The sequence below is a fragment of the Pseudomonas sp. R3.Fl genome (assembly GCF_023516765.1).
Classification (GTDB): domain Bacteria; phylum Pseudomonadota; class Gammaproteobacteria; order Pseudomonadales; family Pseudomonadaceae; genus Pseudomonas; species Pseudomonas citronellolis.
Map to the genome: position 1 here is coordinate 1,962,622 of NZ_JAMGSO010000001.1, position 17,435 is coordinate 1,980,056.

Annotated in this window: 13 protein-coding genes; 1 reads left to right on the forward strand and 12 read right to left on the reverse strand. The window is 69.5% G+C overall.

All coding sequences use genetic code 11. The features are described from left to right. Positions 1-241: 241 nt before the first annotated feature. The 12 genes from lysS to M8R19_RS08405 all read right to left on the reverse strand — a co-directional run bounded on the left by lysS (position 242) and on the right by M8R19_RS08405 (position 14,865). Positions 242-1,747, reverse strand: coding sequence for a lysine--tRNA ligase (gene lysS / locus M8R19_RS08350; RefSeq protein ID WP_249917546.1), 1,506 nt, complete (start codon positions 1,745-1,747; stop codon positions 242-244). A gap of 118 nt (positions 1,748-1,865) precedes the next feature. Next, a protein-coding gene (gene prfB, locus M8R19_RS08355) for a peptide chain release factor 2 (protein ID WP_116422981.1) occupies positions 1,866-2,961 on the reverse strand; the annotation gives its coding sequence in 2 pieces (ribosomal slippage) (positions 1,866-2,888 and positions 2,890-2,961; 1,095 coding nt in all). A gap of 78 nt (positions 2,962-3,039) precedes the next feature. Further along, entirely contained in the window at positions 3,040-4,062 is a 1,023-nt protein-coding gene (locus tag M8R19_RS08360; protein ID WP_249917547.1) for a response regulator, read from the reverse strand. A 36-nt stretch (positions 4,063-4,098) separates the two neighbouring features. Beyond that, the gene (locus M8R19_RS08365; RefSeq protein ID WP_249917548.1) at positions 4,099-5,106 is read right to left on the reverse strand and encodes a chemotaxis response regulator protein-glutamate methylesterase; all 1,008 of its coding nucleotides are present in this window, start codon (positions 5,104-5,106) and stop codon (positions 4,099-4,101) included. Continuing rightward, positions 5,103-7,361 carry a hybrid sensor histidine kinase/response regulator gene (locus M8R19_RS08370; RefSeq protein WP_249917549.1) on the reverse strand — a complete coding sequence of 753 codons (2,259 nt, stop codon included), beginning with the start codon at positions 7,359-7,361 and terminating at the stop codon, positions 5,103-5,105. Before M8R19_RS08370 ends, M8R19_RS08365 begins: the two co-directional genes overlap by 4 nt. Next, the gene (locus tag M8R19_RS08375; RefSeq protein WP_116422978.1) at positions 7,358-8,023 is read right to left on the reverse strand and encodes a chemotaxis protein CheW; all 666 of its coding nucleotides are present in this window, start codon (positions 8,021-8,023) and stop codon (positions 7,358-7,360) included. The genes M8R19_RS08370 and M8R19_RS08375 overlap by 4 nt, the downstream gene beginning before the upstream one ends. After that, a complete protein-coding gene (locus tag M8R19_RS08380) occupies positions 8,016-9,257 on the reverse strand; it encodes a CheR family methyltransferase (protein ID WP_249917550.1) in 1,242 nt (413 codons plus the stop codon). Before M8R19_RS08380 ends, M8R19_RS08375 begins: the two co-directional genes overlap by 8 nt. Further along, positions 9,254-9,754: a chemotaxis protein CheW gene (locus M8R19_RS08385; protein ID WP_249917551.1), complete on the reverse strand. Its 501-nt coding sequence runs from the start codon at positions 9,752-9,754 to the stop codon at positions 9,254-9,256. The genes M8R19_RS08380 and M8R19_RS08385 overlap by 4 nt, the downstream gene beginning before the upstream one ends. Further along, on the reverse strand, positions 9,729-11,348 hold the full coding sequence (locus M8R19_RS08390) for a methyl-accepting chemotaxis protein (protein WP_249917552.1): 1,620 nt from the start codon (positions 11,346-11,348) through the stop codon (positions 9,729-9,731). The genes M8R19_RS08385 and M8R19_RS08390 overlap by 26 nt, the downstream gene beginning before the upstream one ends. 172 nt (positions 11,349-11,520) lie before the next feature. Then, positions 11,521-12,264, reverse strand: a complete 744-nt coding sequence (locus tag M8R19_RS08395; protein ID WP_249917553.1) for a YkgJ family cysteine cluster protein — start codon at positions 12,262-12,264, stop codon at positions 11,521-11,523. Positions 12,265-12,349: 85 nt separating this feature from the next. After that, positions 12,350-13,297 (reverse strand): class I SAM-dependent methyltransferase, encoded by a 948-nt coding sequence (locus tag M8R19_RS08400; RefSeq protein ID WP_249917554.1) that lies wholly within the window; start codon positions 13,295-13,297, stop codon positions 12,350-12,352. Between the two features lie 71 nt (positions 13,298-13,368). After that, positions 13,369-14,865, reverse strand: coding sequence for a methyl-accepting chemotaxis protein (locus M8R19_RS08405; protein ID WP_074986346.1), 1,497 nt, complete (start codon positions 14,863-14,865; stop codon positions 13,369-13,371). Between the two features lie 148 nt (positions 14,866-15,013). Between M8R19_RS08405 and M8R19_RS08410 the strand changes: the two genes are divergently transcribed. Further along, positions 15,014-17,377 (forward strand): DNA polymerase II, encoded by a 2,364-nt coding sequence (locus M8R19_RS08410; protein ID WP_249917555.1) that lies wholly within the window; start codon positions 15,014-15,016, stop codon positions 17,375-17,377. Positions 17,378-17,435 lie beyond the last annotated feature (58 nt).

Genomic DNA, 17,435 nt, shown 5'->3' on the forward strand with positions numbered 1-17,435 from the left:
CGAAGCGTTCGACGCAAGCGGCGAAGACGATCGCGGACGGAGTCCGCTCCTACGCCCGTGCTTCCCTGGGGCCGTAGAAGCAACTGGCGCTCTTCGTAGGATGGGTTGAGCCTTGGCGAAACCCATGCGGTCGTGGTGATGGGTATCGCTTCGCTCAACGCCATCCTACGCGGCGTTGTGTTTGCCGGTTCGCAGACACGAAAAAGCCGCCCGAAGGCGGCTTCTCCACTTGCTCCAGCGCTTACGCCTGCGGGCGCATGTGCGGGAACAGGATCACGTCGCGGATCGACGGCGAGTCGGTCAGCAGCATCACCAGGCGGTCGATGCCGATGCCTTCGCCGGCAGTGGGCGGCATGCCGTATTCCAGGGCGTTGATGAAGTCGGCGTCGTAGTGCATCGCCTCGTCGTCGCCGGCGTCCTTCTCCTTGACCTGCAGCATGAAGCGCTCGGCCTGGTCTTCTGCGTCGTTCAGCTCGGAGTAGGCGTTGGCGATCTCGCGGCCGCCGATGAACAGCTCGAAGCGGTCGGTGACGCTCGGGTCCTGGTCGTTGCGGCGGGCCAGCGGGGAGACTTCGAAGGGGTACTGGGTGATGAAGTGCGGCTGTTCCAGCTTGTGCTCCACCAGTTCCTCGAAAATCATCACCTGCAGCTTGCCCAGGCCTTCGTGGCCAAGGACCTTGGCGCCGGCCTTCTTGGCGATCTCGCGGGCCTTGTCGACATCCTGCAGGTCAGCCGCGGTGATGTCCGGGTTGTACTTGAGGATGGCGTCGAACACCGACAGGCGGGCGAACGGCTCGCCGAAGTGGAAGACCTTGTCGCCGTAGGGCACGTCGGTGGTGCCGAGCACCGCCTGGGCCAGCTCGCGGAACAGTTCCTCGGTCAGGTCCATGTTGTCTTCGTAGTCGGCGTAGGCCTGGTAGAACTCGAGCATGGTGAACTCGGGGTTGTGCCGGGTCGAGACGCCTTCGTTGCGGAAGTTGCGGTTGATCTCGAAGACCTTCTCGAAGCCGCCGACCACCAGGCGCTTGAGGTACAGCTCCGGGGCGATGCGCAGGAACATGGCCATGTCCAGCGCATTGTGGTGGGTGGCGAAGGGCTTGGCCGCGGCGCCGCCGGGGATGGTCTGCAGCATCGGGGTTTCCACTTCGAGGAAACCGCGCTCGGACAGGAAGCGGCGGATGTGGGCGATCACCTGGGAACGCACGCGGAAGGTGTGGCGGGTTTCCTCGTTGACGATCAGGTCGACGTAGCGCTGGCGGTAGCGCTGCTCGGTGTCGGTCAGGCCGTGGTGCTTGTCCGGCAGCGGGCGCAGCGACTTGGTCAGCAGGCGCACGCTGCTCATGTCGACGTACAGGTCGCCCTTGCCGGAGCGGGCCAGGGTGCCCTCGGCGCCGATGATGTCGCCCAGGTCCCAGGTCTTGATCTCGGCCAGGGTCTCTTCGGGCAGGGTCTTGCGGTTGACGTAGACCTGCAGGCGGTCGCTGCTGTCCTGCAGGACGATGAAGGCGCCACGGTTGAGCATGATGCGACCGGCGACCTTGACCGGGATGGCTGCGGCTTCCAGCTCTTCCTTGGTCTTGTCGGCGTACTGCTTCTGCAGGTCCGCGAAGTAGGCGTCGCGGCGGAAGTCGTTGGGGAAGGCGATGGCCTTGGCCTCGCGCACGGCGGCAAGCTTTTCCTTGCGCTGGGCGATCAGCTTGTTTTCTTCCTGTTGCAGCTCGTGCTGGTCGAGTTGTTGGTCGCTCATGGTCGTTCTATCTGCCTGGCGTCGATTCATTCAATTAGGGATAACAACTGTAGGAGCGAGCTTGCTCGCGAAGCTCTTCAATGGGTTCGCGAGCAAGCTCGCTCCTACGGGGTGCGGTCTACAGGCCCTGTTTAAGGCTGGCTTCCAGGTATTCGTTGAGGTCGCCGTCGAGCACCTTGTCGCAATCGCTGCGTTCCACGCCGGTACGCAGGTCCTTGATGCGCGACTGGTCGAGCACGTAGGAACGGATCTGGTGGCCCCAGCCGATATCGGACTTGGTGTCTTCCAGCGCCTGCGAGGCGGCGGTGCGTTTCTGCATCTCCTGCTCGTACAACCGGGCCCGCAGCATCTTCATGGCGGTGTCCTTGTTGGCGTGCTGGGAGCGTTCGTTCTGGCACGCCACCACGGTGTTGGTCGGCACGTGGGTGATACGCACCGCGGAGTCGGTGGTGTTCACGTGCTGGCCGCCGGCGCCGGACGAACGGTAGGTGTCGATGCGCAGGTCCGCCGGGTTGATCTCGATCTCGATGTTGTCATCGATTTCCGGCGAGACGAACACCGCGGTGAACGAGGTGTGGCGGCGGTTGCCGGAGTCGAACGGGCTCTTGCGCACCAGGCGGTGCACGCCGATCTCGGTGCGCAGCCAGCCGAAGGCGTACTCGCCCTTGATGTGCACGGTAGCGCCCTTGATGCCGGCGACCTCACCCTCGGACAGCTCGACGATCTCGGCGTCGAAGCCGTTCTTGTCGGCCCAGCGCAGGTACATGCGCAGCAGCATGTTGGCCCAGTCCTGGGCCTCGGTGCCGCCGGAGCCGGCCTGGATGTCCAGGTAGGCGTTGTTCGGGTCCATCTCGCCGCTGAACATGCGGCGGAATTCCAGCTTCTCGAGGATTTCGCGCAGGCGCTGGACTTCCGCTTCGACGTCGCCGACGGCGCCTTCGTCGTTCTCCTCGACCGCCATGTCGAGCAGGTCGCGGGAGTCGGCCAGGCCGCCGGTCAGCTCGTCGAGGGTCTCGACGATCTGCGCCAGCATGGCGCGCTCGCGGCCCAGGTTCTGGGCGTATTCGGGCTTGTTCCAGACCGCCGGGTCTTCCAGCTCGCGGTTTACTTCGATCAGACGATCATGTTTCAGATCGTAGTCAAAGATACCCCCGAATGGACTGGGTACGGTCGGAGAGGTCCTTGATGCTGTTGAGGATCGGTTGGATTTCCATGGCGGTCAGCACTCACGGGTAATGGCGTGGAAAAACCCGGAAGTATACCCGAGAAAGCCGCCCGTGGGCGGCTGTGCGTCAGCCGGTTGCGCCGCCGTCCACCCCCACCTGGTTGCGTCCGCCGTGCTTGGCGTTGTAGAGCGCGCGGTCGGCGTGTTCGATCAGCCGCAGGCAGCTTTCGCCCTGCCCCGGGGTGAGGGTCGCCACGCCGACGCTGACCGTCAGCACCGCGCCGGAATCCGGCTGCTCGTGGGCGATGCCCAGGGCCTGCACGGTCAGTCGCAGCTTTTCCGCCAGCAGCCGCGCGCCGCCCGGCGAGGTGCCCGGGAGGATGATGGCGAACTCCTCGCCGCCGTAGCGCGCCGGCAGGTCGGAGGAGCGCGCGCAGCTTTCGCGGATGGTCCCGGCGACGCGGCGCAGCGCCTCGTCGCCGGCGACGTGGCCGAAGGTATCGTTGTAGGCCTTGAAGTGGTCGACGTCGATCAGCAGCAGCGACAGCTGGCTCTGCTCGCGCAGGCCGCGGCGCCATTCCATTTCCAGGTACTCGTCGAAGTGCCGGCGGTTGGACAGCCCGGTGAGGCCGTCGGAGTTCATCAGCCGCTGCAGCACCAGGTTGGTCTCCAGCAGCTTCTGCTGGCTCTCGCGCAGGGCGCGGTAGGCCTCGTCGCGCTGTTGCAGGGCGAGGTAGGAGCGCGAGTGGTAGCGCACCCGCGCCACCAGTTCGATGGCGTCGGGCAGCTTGACCAGGTAGTCGTTGGCCCCGGCGGAGAAGGCGGCGCTCTTGACCTGCGGCTCCTCCTTGGTCGACAGGACGATGATCGGGATGTCACGCGTCTGCGGGTGGCGGCGGTACTGGCGCACCAGCTCCAGACCGTCGGTGTCGGGCATCACCAGGTCCTGCAGGATCACCGTCGGGCGGATCTGCAGGGCCTGCTCGATGGCCTGGGTGGCGTCGGAGCAGAAGTGGAAGTCGATGCCGCCGTCCTCGGCCAGGGCGCGGCGCACGGCCTCGCCGATCATGGCCTGGTCGTCGACCAGCAGGACCATGACCGCGGTGTCGTCCGGAGTGATCAAGGGGTTCTCGCTATGCTTGGGGTTCATCGTCGTCGTGGCGCCGCTGGCGCTGCCTCCGGAATGTCAGCCGTACAGTTCGCCCAGGCGCCGGGCGATGTCGCCCAGGGCTCGGATCTCGGTGGCGGCGCCGATCGCCGCGGCGGCCTTGGGCATGCCGTAGACGGCGCTGCTGGCCTGGTCCTGGGCCAGCGTCAGGAAGCCGCGCTCGCGCATGTGCTTCAGGCCCTGGGCGCCGTCGCGGCCCATGCCGGTGAGCAGCACGCCGGTGGCCTGGCCCACCCAGTTGTCGGCCACGCTGTCGAAGAACACGTCGATCGAGGGCCGGTAGATGTGCCCGCAGGGTTCGGCGGTGTAGGCCAATTCACCGTTGCGTTGCAGGCGGATGTGGTCGTTGGTGCCGGCCAGCAGCACGCAGCCGGGCTGCGGCACCTCGCCGTTGCGCGCCAGGCGCACCGGGATGCGCGCCTGGCTGGCCAGCCATTCGGCCATGCCGGCGGCGAACACTTCGTCCACGTGCTGCACCACCACCATGGCCGCGGAAAAGCTCGCCGGCAGCTTGCCCAGCAGCTCGGCCAAGGCCGCCGGGCCGCCGGCCGAAGCGCCCACGGCCACCAGGCGGCGGGCCTTGGCCGGGTTTTCGCGCACGGCGACCTCGCTGCGCGGCCGGGTATTGCCCGGGGCCGACAGCCAGGCCAGGTTCTGCAGCTTGCGCAGCAACGGGCGGGCCGCCTCCAGGGAGTCGCCGACGCCCAGCGCCGGGGTGTTCACCGCGTCCACCGCGCCGCAGCCCATGGCCTCGAACACCCGCGAGAGGTTCTGCTCCAGGTCCACGGTGACCACGATGATGGCGCAGGGCGAGGCGGCCATGATCCGCCGCGTGGCCTCCACGCCGTCCATCACCGGCATCAGCAGGTCCATCAGCACCACGTCGGGGGTCTGCGCGGCGCACATTTCCACGGCCTCGGCGCCGTTGCTGGCGACCCAGAGCACGCGGTGCGTGGGTTCGAAGGCCAAGGCCCGGCGCAACGCTTCCACCGCCAGCGGCATGTCGTTGACGATGCCAATTCTCATCCCTGCGCACCTCCGATCAGATCGACCACCGCATCCAGCAGGGCCTCGTCGTGGAAACTGGCCTTGGCCAGGTAGTAGTCGGCGCCGGCATCGAGCCCGCGGCGGCGGTCCTCCTCGCGGTCCTTGTAGGACACGACCATGACCGGCAGGGCTTGCAGGCGGGCGTCGCGGCGGATCAGCCCGACCAGTTCTATACCGTCCATGCGCGGCATGTCGATATCCGTGATGACCAGGTCGAAGCGCTCCGAACGCAGCGCGTTCCAACCGTCCATGCCATCCACCGCCACCGCCACGTCGTAGCCGCGGCCGGCCAGCAGCTTGCGCTCCAGCTCGCGCACGGTGAGCGAGTCGTCCACCACCAGCACGCGCTTGCGCAGCGCCGCGCCCTGGCGGTTGCCGGCGTCGATGCGCTCCAGGCGGCCGCTGGCCAGCAGCTTGTCCACCGAGCGCAGCATGTCCTCGACGTCGAGGATCAGCACCGGCGTGCCGTCGTCCAGCACGGCGCCGGCGGAAACGTCCTGGACCTTGCCCAGGCGCGCGTCCAGCGGCATCACCACCAGGGTGCGTTCGCCGATGAAGCGCTCCACCGCCACGCCGTACAGGTTGTCACGCTCGCGGATCAGCACCAGCGGGATGTCGCCCTCCGGCGCGCGGCCTTCCGGGCGCTGCAACAACTGGTGCGCGGCCACCAGGCCGACGTGCCGGCCCTCGTGCCAGAACTGCTGGCGGCCCTCGATCTGCACGATGTCTTGCGGCGCCAGGCTGCGCATGCGCTCGATGTGCGCCAGGGGGAAGGCATAGGCCTCGCCGCCGATCGCCACCACCAGGCTGCGCACCACCGAGAGGGTCAGCGGCACCTCGATGTGGAAGTGGCTGCCCTGCCCGCGCACCTGCTCCATGCGGATGCCGCCGCGCAGCTGGCGCACCATGTGCTGCACGGCGTCCAGGCCGACGCCGCGGCCGGAGACCTCGGTGACCTGCTCGCGCAGGCTGAAGCCGGGCAGGAAGAGGAAGGCCAGCAGTTCCTCCTCGGACAGCCGCGCAACCGTCTCCTCGGTGGACAGGCCACGGCGCACGATGCCTTCGCGCAAGCGCTGCAGGTCGACACCGGCGCCGTCGTCGCGCAGGTCCAACACCAGCATGCCGGCGTGGTGCCGCGCCAGCAGGCGGATCAGCCCCTGCTCCGGCTTGCCGGCCCGGCGCCGCGCGTCCGGCGTCTCGATGCCGTGGTCGACGGCGTTGCGCAGCAGGTGCGTCAGCGGCGCCTCGAGTTTTTCCAGGACCTCGCGGTCGACCTGGGTGGACACCCCGTCCACTTCCAGGCGCACCGACTTGCCCAGCTCGCGGCCAAGGTCGCGGACCATCCGCGCCTGGCCGCCGAGCACGTCGGCGAAGGGCCGCATGCGGCAGGCCAGGGCGCTGTCGTAGAGGGTCTGGGCGCGCTGCGAAGTGGTCCAGGCGAATTCGTCCAGCTCGGCCATCTGTTCGCCCAGCAGTTGCTGGCACTCTCCGACTAGACGCCGGGCATCGGCGAGGAAGGCCTGGGCCTGCGGGTCGAGGCTGGCGCCGGCGGCGTCTCGGGCGCCATCGAGTAGACGGCTGGCGGTGGCCTGCAGGCGCTTGAGGCGTTGCATCGAGGCCAGTTGCGGTTGCAGGCGCTGGGAATCGACCAGGGCCTTGCTGGAAAGGTCGAGCAATTGGTTCAGGCGCTCGGCGGTGACGCGCAGTACCCGGCCGGTGCCCTCCTCGCCCTTTTTCTCAGCCGCGGCGGGCACCGGCTCGGCGGTTTCGGCCGGCAGCACTGGCGGCGCGGCTGGCGGCGCTTCGGCGGCGACAGGTGCGGCGGGCTGCGCAGGCTCCGCGCCCAGCAGTGTCTCCAGGCGCTGCACCAGGCCGGGCACCGCCGCACGCGCCTCGGCAGCACGCTCGGCCTGGACGTCGGCGATGTGCAGCAGGATGTCGGTGCCGGCCAGCAGCGCGTCTATGTGCTCCGCGCCCAGCAGCAGGCGGCCGTCCTGGGCGGCCACCAGGCATTCCTCCATGACGTGGGCGACCTGCACGCCCTCGTCCAGGCCGACGATGCGCGCGGCGCCCTTGAGCGAATGCGCGGCGCGCATGCAGGCCTCCAGCTGCGCGGCCTGGCGCGGTTCGCGCTCCAGCGCCAGCAGGCCCTGGCCGAGCGCCTGGGCCTGGGCCTCGGCCTCCAGGCGGAAGAGTTCCAGCAGCGAGGCGTCCTTCATCTGCTCGGGGGTCATGCCAGGCTCCGGGCGGCGGCGGCAAGCAAGGCCTGGTGGTCGAGCAGGCGCACGCTGCGCTCGCGCCACTTCAGCACGTCGTGGGTGAAACGGCTGCCGGCCGCGGCGACGCGCGCCTGGCCCGGCGCCAGCGGGTGGATGCCATCCACCTCGTCCACCGGCGCCAGGACCGGCCCGCTGTCGGTGGCCAGCACCAGCATGCGCGGCAGGCGGCGGCCCTCGTCCTCGCGCGGGGCGGAAGGCGGCAGGCCGAGCAGTTCGGCCAGCGACAGGCAGGCGACCAGCGTGCCGTGCACGTTGGCCACGCCCAGCACGACCGGCGAGCGCTGGTGCGGCAGCGAATGCACCGGGCAGTTCGGCGCTACTTCCGCCAGCGCCAGGGTGCGCAGGGCCAGCCATTCCTCGCCGAGGCGGAAAAGCAGGTAGGCGTCGCCCGGCGGCGCCTGGTCCTCGACGCTGGCGCTCTGCTCGCCTTCGGCGCCCAGGGCGTAGCGGTCCAGCAGGCGCACGGCGGCGGCGGCGTGGACCGGGCAGTTGCGGCAGTGAATGTGTTCGGCCAGTTGCGGACAGGACTTGTCGCCGCGGATGCCGATGCGGTTCCAGCAGTCGTCCACCGCCTGTTCGGCGGCCTCCGGATGCAGGTGGTAGCGCTGTTCAGACATCGCGCTTCACTCCTCGCGCGGCGCGCTCCTGCAGGCGCCGCGCGCCTTCCTGGTCGCCGCGGGCGGCCAGCAGGGCGGCCAGTTGCAGCAGGCTTTCCTGGTGGTCGGGCTGCAGGTACAGCGCCTTGCGGTAGTAGCCCTGGGCCTGTTCGTCGCGGCCCTCGGCATCGGCCAGCAGGCCGAGCCAGTAATAGGCCTGGGCCGCCGGGCCGTGCTGGGCCAGGTACGCTTCGCAGGCGGCGCGGGCCTGGGCCGTCTGGCCCTGGTTGGCCAGCCGGGCGATTTCCGCCAGGCCCTGTTCGGCAGCGCGGGGCGGCGCCAGCGCCGGCCTGGCGGGTGGCGGCAGAGGTGCGCGACGCGCTGCCGGGCGCGGCGCCAAGGCAAGCGGCGGCGCAGGCGGGATGGCGGGGCGCGGCCTGGCCGCCGGCGCCTCGGGCTCCGCCGTCACGCGCAGGAAGGCGAAGGACTGCGGCACGCCCAGCGCGCGCAGCCCCGGGCGCGACGTCAGGCTGGCCTCGGCCGGGCCGATGAACAGCGCGCCGTCCTCGCGCACCAGGCGCAGCAGCACCTGCACGGCGTGCTCCTGGGTGTCGCGGTCGAAATAGATCAGCAGGTTGCGGCAGAACAGGAAGTCGTAGGGCGCCTCCTCGGCCAGCAGGCCGGGCGCCAGCAGGTTGCCGCGGCGCAGGCGCACGCGGCGGCGCACCCGCTCGTCGAGGCGGTAGTCGGGGCCCTCCGCGTGGAAGTAGCGGTCGCGGAAGCCCAGTTCGCTGCCGCGGAACGAGTTGCGCCCGTACACGCCATGAGCCGCGCGCTCCAGCGAGGCCGGGCTGACGTCCAGGGCGTCGATCTGGAAGGCCGCTTCCGGCAGCCCCGCGTCGAGCAGGGCCATGGCGATGGAGTACGGCTCCTCGCCGGTGGAACAGGGCAGGCTGAGCAGGCGCAGGGGCCGCGCGCCGGCCAGCTCCAGTTGCCGGCGCAGGGCCAGGCGGCCGAGGGCGGCGAAGGATTCGGGGTAGCGGAAGAACCAGGTCTCCGGGACTATCACCGCCTCGATCAGCGCCTGCTGTTCCTCGGCGGAGCCCTGCAGGCGCAGCCAATAGGCTTCCAGGTCGCCGCCGCTGCTGCGGTTGGCGCACTGGCGCACGGCGCGGGCGATGACCGCCTCGCCCACCGACTCCGCGTCCAGGCCGATGCGCGCCTTGAGCAACTGGCTGAAACGCTCGTCACTCATGGCCGCTCACCCTGGGCCAGGAGCAGTTCGCACACGTGCTCGGGCAGCAGTTCGTCCACCTGCACGCGCTGCAGCAGGCCCTCGGCGTCTTCCAGCACCGGCCCCAGGTAGCGCGCCTCGCCCGGCTCCAGGCCGTAGTCGCGGAAGGCCGCCGGGTCGCGGCGCAGGGTCTGGCTGGCCTGTTCCAGAATCAGCCCCAGGCGCCGCTGCGGGCCGCTGCCGGCGAAGCGGTAGTCCACCAGCACCAGGCGCGTGCTGGTGTGCCGCGGCGCCGGGCGACCGCAGGCGATCTGGCTAAGGTCGAGCACCGGCAGCAGTTCGCCGCGGTGGACGAACAGCCCGGCCACCCAGGCCGGTGCCTCGGGCACCTGCTTGAAGCGCCGCAGCGGCAGGACCTCGACGATCTCGTGCACGTCCAGCGCGTAGCGGTCGGCGCCCAGGCGGAACTGCAGGTACAGCCGCCCGCCGGCCTCAGACCTTGAAGCGCGAGACGCCATTGCGCAGTCCATTGGCCACAAGGTTCAGCTCGTCGATGGCGAAACCGGCCTGGCGCAGCGACTCCACGGTCTGCCCGGTGGCCTCGCCCAGCTGCACCAGGGCCTGGTTGATCTGCTCGGCGCCGGTGGCCTGCGCCTGCATGCCTTCGTTGACCATCTGCACCCGCGGCGCCAGGGCCTGCACCTGGTGGATGATCTGCGACAGCTGCTCGCCGACCTGGCCGACCTCGGCGATGCCGCGGCGCACTTCCTCGGAGAACTTGTCCATGCCCATCACCCCGGCGGACACCGCCGACTGGATCTCGCGGACCATCTGCTCGATGTCGTAGGTGGCCACGGCGGTCTGGTCGGCCAGGCGGCGCACCTCGGTGGCCACCACGGCGAAGCCGCGGCCGTACTCGCCAGCCTTCTCCGCCTCGATGGCGGCGTTGAGCGAGAGCAGGTTGGTCTGGTCGGCGACCTTGACGATGGTGGTGACCACCTGGTTGATGTTGCCGGCGCGCTCGTTGAGGATCGCAAGCTTGGCGTTGACCAGCTCGGCGGCGCCCATCACCTGGTGCATGGTCTCTTCCATGCGGGCCAGGCCCAGTTGGCCGGAGCCGGCCAGGGTGGAAGTCTGCTCGGCGGCGCTGGACACCTCGGTCATGGTGCGCACCAGATCGCGCGAGGTGGCGGCGATCTCCCGCGAGGTGGCGCCGATCTCGGTGGTGGTGGCGGCGGTTTCGGTGGCGGTGGCCTGCTGCTGCTTGGAGGTGGCGGCGATCTCGGTGACCGAGGTGGTGACCTGGATGGCCGAGCGCTGCGCCTGCGCCACCAGGGCCTTGAGCTCCTCGGCCATGCCGTTGAAGCCGCTCTCGATCACCCCGAACTCGTCGTTGCGCTCCAGCGCCAGGCGCGCGGTGAGGTCGCCGCCGCTCATGATCTCGAGGGTCTTCACCACCTTCTCCACCGGGCCGGTGATGGCGCGCATCAGCAGCAGGCCGAGGACGCCGGCGGCGAAAATCGCCAGCAGCAGCGAGACCAGCATGGTGACCTCGGCCACCTCCACCTGGTGGACGATGGCGATGGCCGCCGAATCGGCGATCTGTTTGTTCAGCGCGATCAGCTCGTTGAGCGTCTGCCGGCCCTTCTCCCAGGCCGGCAGCAGGTCGTGCAGCAGGGACTGGCGGGCGGCCTCGTGGTCCTTGTCGTAGAGGTCGAGCAGCTGCTCCAGCTGCGCCTGGAAGGCCACCGCCTGCTGCTTGTAGCGGGCCAGCAGCTCGCGGTCGGCCGACTCGTGCACGGTGGACTCGTAGGTGGCGATGCGCTGCAGCAGGGTCTCGTGCAGCTCGCGGAAGCCCTGGCGGCCGGCGGCATCCAGCGGCTTGCCGTCGCCCAGGCCGACCAGGGCCTGGGTGCGCAGCATGGTGTCGGTCCAGGAGGAACGCACCGTGGTCAGCGCATAGGTGCCCGGCATGGCGTCGGTGCTGACGCGGCGCGAATCACGCTCGACGGCGAGCAGGGTGATGTAGGAAACCACCACCATCAGCAACATGATCGCGATCACGACCGCGAAGCTGGCCAGGATACGTCGGCGGAGCGTCCAATTCTTCACAGTATTCCCCTGGTGATGGTCAGCTGTCTGACAGGTAAAACCTGCAGACGAAGGCGGATTGGCGTCAGCCTTCTTTTCAGTTCTAGCGGAAAATGCCGCATATATTATCCGCGCTAGCGAATTTTCGGCGTCATTATTCCGAAGTGCTACTACCCGACCATCCCCTCCCCCATCAGGCCGCGCGCAGGGGAATGAAGGCGCAGTCGTCGGCCAGCAGGGCGGCGATCATCGCCCCGGTTTCCTCCAGTTGGCGGGCCAGGTCATCGCTGGAGACATGCAGCTGCCAGTCCGCCGCGGAGCTGGCCGGCGTCTGCGCGCGCACCGCGTCCAGGGCCGCCAGGAAGGCCTTGCGCTGCGGCAGGTAGGCGGTGAAGCCGTCGCCCTTGAGCGCCGAGACGCTGATGCCCAGGCGCTCGCAGATGGCCGCCTTGGCGGCGATCTCCTCGCGGTCGGCCTGGCGCGAGCGCTCGACCAGCGCCGCCAGTTCGGTGTCCACCAGGCGTCCGCCGACGATCAGCTCCGGGCCCTCGTCCCAGACCTGCGGCGGGCAGTCCTTGGCCTCCGCGCGCAGCGGGATGTGCGGGTTGATCTCCATGGGATAGATGCGGCACACCAGCGGCCGCCGCTCGTAGATGCCGCAGCGCATGTCGCTGCCCAGGTGGCGGCAGGCGCCCTGGTTGAAGGCGGCGAAGGTGATCGCCAGGTGCGCCTGGGTGCTGCCGCAGCGGACCGGCAGCGAGCGGCGCAGCACGTGTTCGCGCTGCCCCTCCGGCAGCCCGGCGCCGTCGTCCAGCACCGCTTCCAGCAGGACGATCAGGCTGCCGCCGTCGGCCACCCAGTCGCGGGATTCGTCGAGGGTCAGGGGTACGTGGTGGTCATGGCAGCACTTGCCGCAACCGTTGCAGGAAAAGCGCATGGGATTCGCTCCGTGGCCAGGGGGGTGACGGAAAACCGGCGTTTTCCGTGCCATGGCCGATGCGGAGCAGATTGTGTGCCAGGTGTTACACCGAGCCCGGACGGGCGAACACCAGCGCCTTGAGCGCCGCATCCTCATCGACGTCGGCGAACTCCGGCGGGTTGTCCAGGCGCTCGACGAAGGCCAGTTCCGGCGCCTCGGCCGCCATGCCCTGGATGAGGAAGGCCGGGCTCACGGACGGATCGTTGACGCAGGCCAGCACCCGGCCGCCGGGCGCCAGCAGCTCGGGCAGGCGGCGCAGGATGCGCGGGTAGTCCTTGCCGAGGGCGAAGCTGCCCTTCTGGAACGACGGCGGGTCGATGATCACCAGGTCGTAGGGCCCGGACTTCTTCACCTTGCCCCAGGACTTGAACAGCTCGTGGCCGAGGAACTCCACCCGCGACAGGTCGTGGCCGTTCAGCCGGTGGTTGTCGCGCCCGCGGCTCAGCGCGGCACGCGCCATGTCCAGGTTGACCACGTGCTCGGCGCCGCCGGCGATGGCGGCCACCGAGAAGCCGCAGGTGTAGGCGAACAGGTTGAGCACCCGCTGCCCGGCGGCCCGGGCCTGCACCCACTGGCGGCCCAGGCGCATGTCAAGGAACAGGCCGTTGTTCTGCTTGCGCCCCAGGTCCAGCAGGTAGCGCAGGCCGTTCTCGCTGACCACGCGCTCCTCCGGCACCTCGCCGAACAGGGCCTGCATGGTGCTGTCCGGGCGGTAGCGGTGCTGCAGCAGCAGTGCCTCGGCGCCACTGGCGCGCCATTGCGGCGACTCGCAAAGGCCCAGCAGCAGGCGCTCCAGCGCCGCCAGTTCGGCTTCGCCCGGCTCGCGGAACAGCGACACCAGCAGCACGCCCTGCAGCCAGTCCGCGGTCACATGCTCCAGCCCCGGCCAGCGCCGGCCGCGGCCATGGAACAGGCGGCGAACCTCGGCGGGCGGTGCCTCCAGGGCGGCCAGCAGCTGTTGCAGAAGTACGTCGAGGGCTTGTGCGTTCATGGCGTCGGGGCTGGAAAAAGGGGCGGCCATTCTGGACAGGATCGACGCAAAAGAGAACCGCCCGTAGCGCCTCAGCGGGTGACCTGGAAGCGCTCGGTCAGGCGCTGCAGGCGCCCGCTCAGCTCCTGCAGGCGCGAGCCCTCGCGCTCCAGGGACTGGGCATCGCTGTCGTTGTGCTCGGCCACACCCTGCACGTCCTGCAGGTGGAGGATGACCTCCTCGCTGACGGAACTCTGCTCCTGGGTGGCCACAGCGATGAGCTGGTTCATCTGGCTGATGCTGGCGATGCCCTCGGTCATGCGCAGGAGCAGTTCGCTGGTGCGCCGGCTGCGCGACACGCACTGCTCGACGTTCTCCCGGCTGCTCGACATGGCCTGGGCCGCGGCGCGACTGCCACTTTGCAGGCGGCCGATCACTTCCTGGATCTCGCGGGTGGACAGCGCGGTCTTCTGCGCCAGGTTGCGCACCTCGTCGGCCACCACGGCGAAGCCGCGGCCCTGCTCGCCGGCCCGCGCGGCCTCGATGGCGGCGTTGAGCGCCAGCAGGTTGGTCTGTTCGGCGATGCCGCGGATGACTTCCACCACCCGGCCGATCTGCTGGGCCTGGGCGTCCAGGTCCTGGACCTGGCGGTCGCTGTCGTCGATCTGGCTGGCGAGGCGGCCGATCTCCTCCAGGCTCTCGCGCATCAGCTCGCTGCCGTCGCGCGCCTCCTGGTTGATGCGCAGGGCGGTCTGCGCAGCCTCGCCGGCATTGGCCGCCACGCCCTCGATGGTGCTGCCCATCTGGCGCATGGCGCCGGACATGTGCGCGGTCTCGCCCAGTTGGCGCCGGGCGCCGTCGCGCAGCGTCTGGGTGGTGCTGGCCAGCTGCTGGGCCAGTTCGTTCAGCCCCAGGGCATCGCGCAGGACTACGGCGACCAGTTCGTCCAGCCGCGCGAGGAAGCGGTTGAGGCGCGAGTTCATGGCGCCGGACACCGGGCTGCGGTAGCTGAGGTCGACCACGTCGCTTTCGGTCAGGCGGCTGACCGAAGCCAGCAGGCCCATGGCGCCACGGGCCTCGGCGTGGGACTGGATGGCCAGGTAGACCAGGATCGAGCTTTCCAGCACCACGTAGAAAGCGTGCAGGAAGATGATCGGCCAGGTGCCCTGGGGCGCCACCCACAACCCGCTGCCGCCCTGCTGCAGAGCGAAGAAGGCCAGGTGGTGGACGGCGATGAAGCTGGCGGCGACCACGATGGGCAGCCAGTCGCGGTAGAACACCAGGATCGCCAGCAGCACGAAGATGCCGAAGTGCATCTCGATGATCCCGCCGCTCTGGTTGATCTGCAGGGCGGCGAAGGCCATGAAGGCGATGCCCATGCAGCAGCGCATCAGGCGCCGGCCGCCGATCAGCGGGTACAGGCCGTGCATGGCCGCCAGCGTGCCGCCGCCGATCAGCAGCGCCTGCCCCCAGGTGTCGTGCCAGGCGGCCAGAGCGAGCGAGTAGGCGAACATCAGCCAGAGCACGCCGAACATGATGCGGTCGGCCTTGCGGTAGTGGTTTTCCAGGGAGAAGGGGGAGTGAGGCATGACGAACAGGGTACCGGCGGGTGGAATGACCCCCACTTATCGGCCGCTACCGCCGCCAACCTTAGGCCGCTCGTCCAGAGGCGGCCGGGCGCGCGTCCGGCGCCCCGGGTAGAATGAGCGTCTGAAAGATTCTTCCCAGGGGTTACCGGTGGCAGCACAACACGGCTTCGTCCTCACCCGGCACTGGCGCGACACGCCCGCCGGCACCGAGGTGGAGTTCTGGCTGGCCACCGACGCCGGCCCGCGCCGGGTGCGCCTGCCGCCGCAGACCTCGGTGGCCTTCCTCCCCGCCGCCCAGCGCGAGGCGGCGCAGCGCCTGCTGCAGGGTGAGGCCGGTGTGGAACTGCGCCCGCTGCAGCTGCGCGACTTCGAGCAGCGCCCGGTGCTGGGCTTGTACTGCCGCCAGCACCGCCAGCTGATGGACCTGGACAAGCGCCTGCGCGCGGCCGGCATCGAAGTGCTGGAGGCCGACATCCGTCCGCCGGAGCGCTACCTGATGGAGCGCTTCATCACCGCCCCGGTGAGCTTCGATGGCGAGGCCGATGCCGAGGGCGTGCTGTGCGAGGCCGTGCTCAAGCCGGCGCCGGACTATCGGCCGCAGCTGAAGCTGGTGTCCCTGGACATCGAGACCGACATCCACGGCAACCTCTATTCCATCGCACTGGAAGGCTGCGGCCAGCGCCAGGTGTACATGCTTGGCCCGGCCAACGGCGACGCCAGCTGGCTGGACTTCGACCTGGCCTACCGCGACAGCCGCGGCGAACTGCTGGAAAGCCTCAACCAGTGGCTGGCCGAGCACGACCCCGACGCCATCATCGGCTGGAACCTGGTGCAGTTCGACCTGCGCGTGCTGCGCGAGCACGCCCAGCGCCTGAAGATCCCCCTGCGCCTGGGCCGCGACGGAGACGAGATGCACTGGCGCCAGCACGGCAGCGGCAGCAACCACTACTTCGCCGCGGCCGCCGGGCGGCTGATCATCGACGGCATCGAGGCGCTGCGCTCGGCCACCTGGAGCTTCCCCTCCTTCAGCCTGGAAAGCGTGGCGCAGACGCTGCTGGGCGAAGGCAAGGCGATCGACAACCCCTACGACCGCATGGCCGAGATCGACCGCAAGTTCGCCGAGGACAAACCGGCCCTGGCCCACTACAACCTCAAGGACTGCGAGCTGGTCACGCGCATCTTCGCCAAGACCGAGCTGCTGCACTTCCTGCTCGAACGCGCCAGCGTCACCGGCCTGCCCGCCGACCGCAGCGGCGGCTCGGTGGCGGCCTTCACCCACCTGTACCTGCCGGCCATGCACCGCCTCGGCTTCGTCGCCCCCAACCTCGGCGGCAAGCCGCCGGAGGCCAGCCCCGGCGGCTTCGTCATGGACTCGCGCCCTGGGCTGTACGAATCGGTGCTGGTGCTGGACTACAAGAGCCTGTACCCGTCGATCATCCGCAGCTTCCTGATCGACCCGGTGGGCCTGGTGGAAGGCCTGCGCCAGCCGGACGACGAGCACTCGGTGGAAGGCTTCCGCGGCGCCCGCTTCTCGCGCAATCGGCACTGCCTGCCGGCCATCGTCGAGCGCGTGTGGCAGGGCCGCGAGGCGGCCAAGCGCGAGGGCAACAAGCCGCTGTCCCAGGCGCTGAAGATCATCATGAACGCCTTCTACGGCGTGCTCGGCTCCAGCGGCTGCCGCTTCTTCGACCCGCGCCTGGCCTCGTCCATCACCATGCGCGGGCACCAGATCATGCGCCGCACCCGCGAGCTGATCGAAGCGCAGGGCCACCAGGTGATCTACGGCGACACCGACTCCACCTTCGTCTGGCTCGGCGGCGCCCACGCCGAAGCGGACGCCGAGCGCATCGGCCGCGCCCTGGTGCAACACATCAACCAGTGGTGGAAGGAAAATCTGCGCGAAACCTACGGCCTGGAAAGCGCCCTGGAGCTGCAGTACGAAACCCACTACCAGCGCTTCCTGATGCCCACCGTGCGCGGCGCCGAGGAAGGCAGCAAGAAGCGCTACGCCGGCCTGGTACGACGCGCCGATGGCAACGAGGAAATGGTCTTCAAGGGCCTGGAGACGGTGCGCACCGATTGGTCGCCGCTGGCCCAGCGCTTCCAGCAGGAGCTGTACGAACGCATCTTCCGCCGCCAGCCCTACCAGGACTACGTGCGCGACTACGTGCGCCGCACCCTGGCCGGCGAGCTGGACGACCTGCTGGTCTACCGCAAGCGCCTGCGCCGGCGCCTGGACGACTACGAACGCAACGTCCCGCCCCACGTGCGCGCAGCCCGCGCCGCCGACGACTACAACCAGAGCCAGGGCCGCCCGCGGCAATACCAGCACGGCGGCTGGATCAGCTACCTGATCACCACCGCCGGCCCCGAGCCCCTGGAAAACCGCCGCGCGGCCATCGACTACGAGCACTACCTGACGCGCCAGCTGCAACCGGTGGCCGACGCCATCCTGCCCTTCGTCGGCGATGACTTCGCGCGGCTGGTCGATCGGCAGATGGAGTTGTTCTGAACACACCTGCCGGCGATGGCCCCGGCTGGACGTAGGGCGCATAACGCCTACGGCGTTA

What these genes read in the sequence shown, in the direction of transcription:
- lysS (WP_249917546.1), bottom strand. Translation starts at nt 1,747, where the DNA reads ATGAGCGACCAACAACTCGACCAGCACGAGCTGCAACAGGAAGAAAAC.
- M8R19_RS08360 (WP_249917547.1), bottom strand. Translation starts at nt 4,062, where the DNA reads ATGAACCCCAAGCATAGCGAGAACCCCTTGATCACTCCGGACGACACC.
- M8R19_RS08365 (WP_249917548.1), bottom strand. Translation starts at nt 5,106, where the DNA reads ATGAGAATTGGCATCGTCAACGACATGCCGCTGGCGGTGGAAGCGTTG.
- M8R19_RS08370 (WP_249917549.1), bottom strand. Translation starts at nt 7,361, where the DNA reads ATGACCCCCGAGCAGATGAAGGACGCCTCGCTGCTGGAACTCTTCCGC.
- M8R19_RS08375 (WP_116422978.1), bottom strand. Translation starts at nt 8,023, where the DNA reads ATGTCTGAACAGCGCTACCACCTGCATCCGGAGGCCGCCGAACAGGCG.
- M8R19_RS08380 (WP_249917550.1), bottom strand. Translation starts at nt 9,257, where the DNA reads ATGAGTGACGAGCGTTTCAGCCAGTTGCTCAAGGCGCGCATCGGCCTG.
- M8R19_RS08385 (WP_249917551.1), bottom strand. Translation starts at nt 9,754, where the DNA reads ATGGCGTCTCGCGCTTCAAGGTCTGAGGCCGGCGGGCGGCTGTACCTG.
- M8R19_RS08395 (WP_249917553.1), bottom strand. Translation starts at nt 12,264, where the DNA reads ATGCGCTTTTCCTGCAACGGTTGCGGCAAGTGCTGCCATGACCACCAC.
- M8R19_RS08400 (WP_249917554.1), bottom strand. Translation starts at nt 13,297, where the DNA reads ATGAACGCACAAGCCCTCGACGTACTTCTGCAACAGCTGCTGGCCGCC.
- M8R19_RS08405 (WP_074986346.1), bottom strand. Translation starts at nt 14,865, where the DNA reads ATGCCTCACTCCCCCTTCTCCCTGGAAAACCACTACCGCAAGGCCGAC.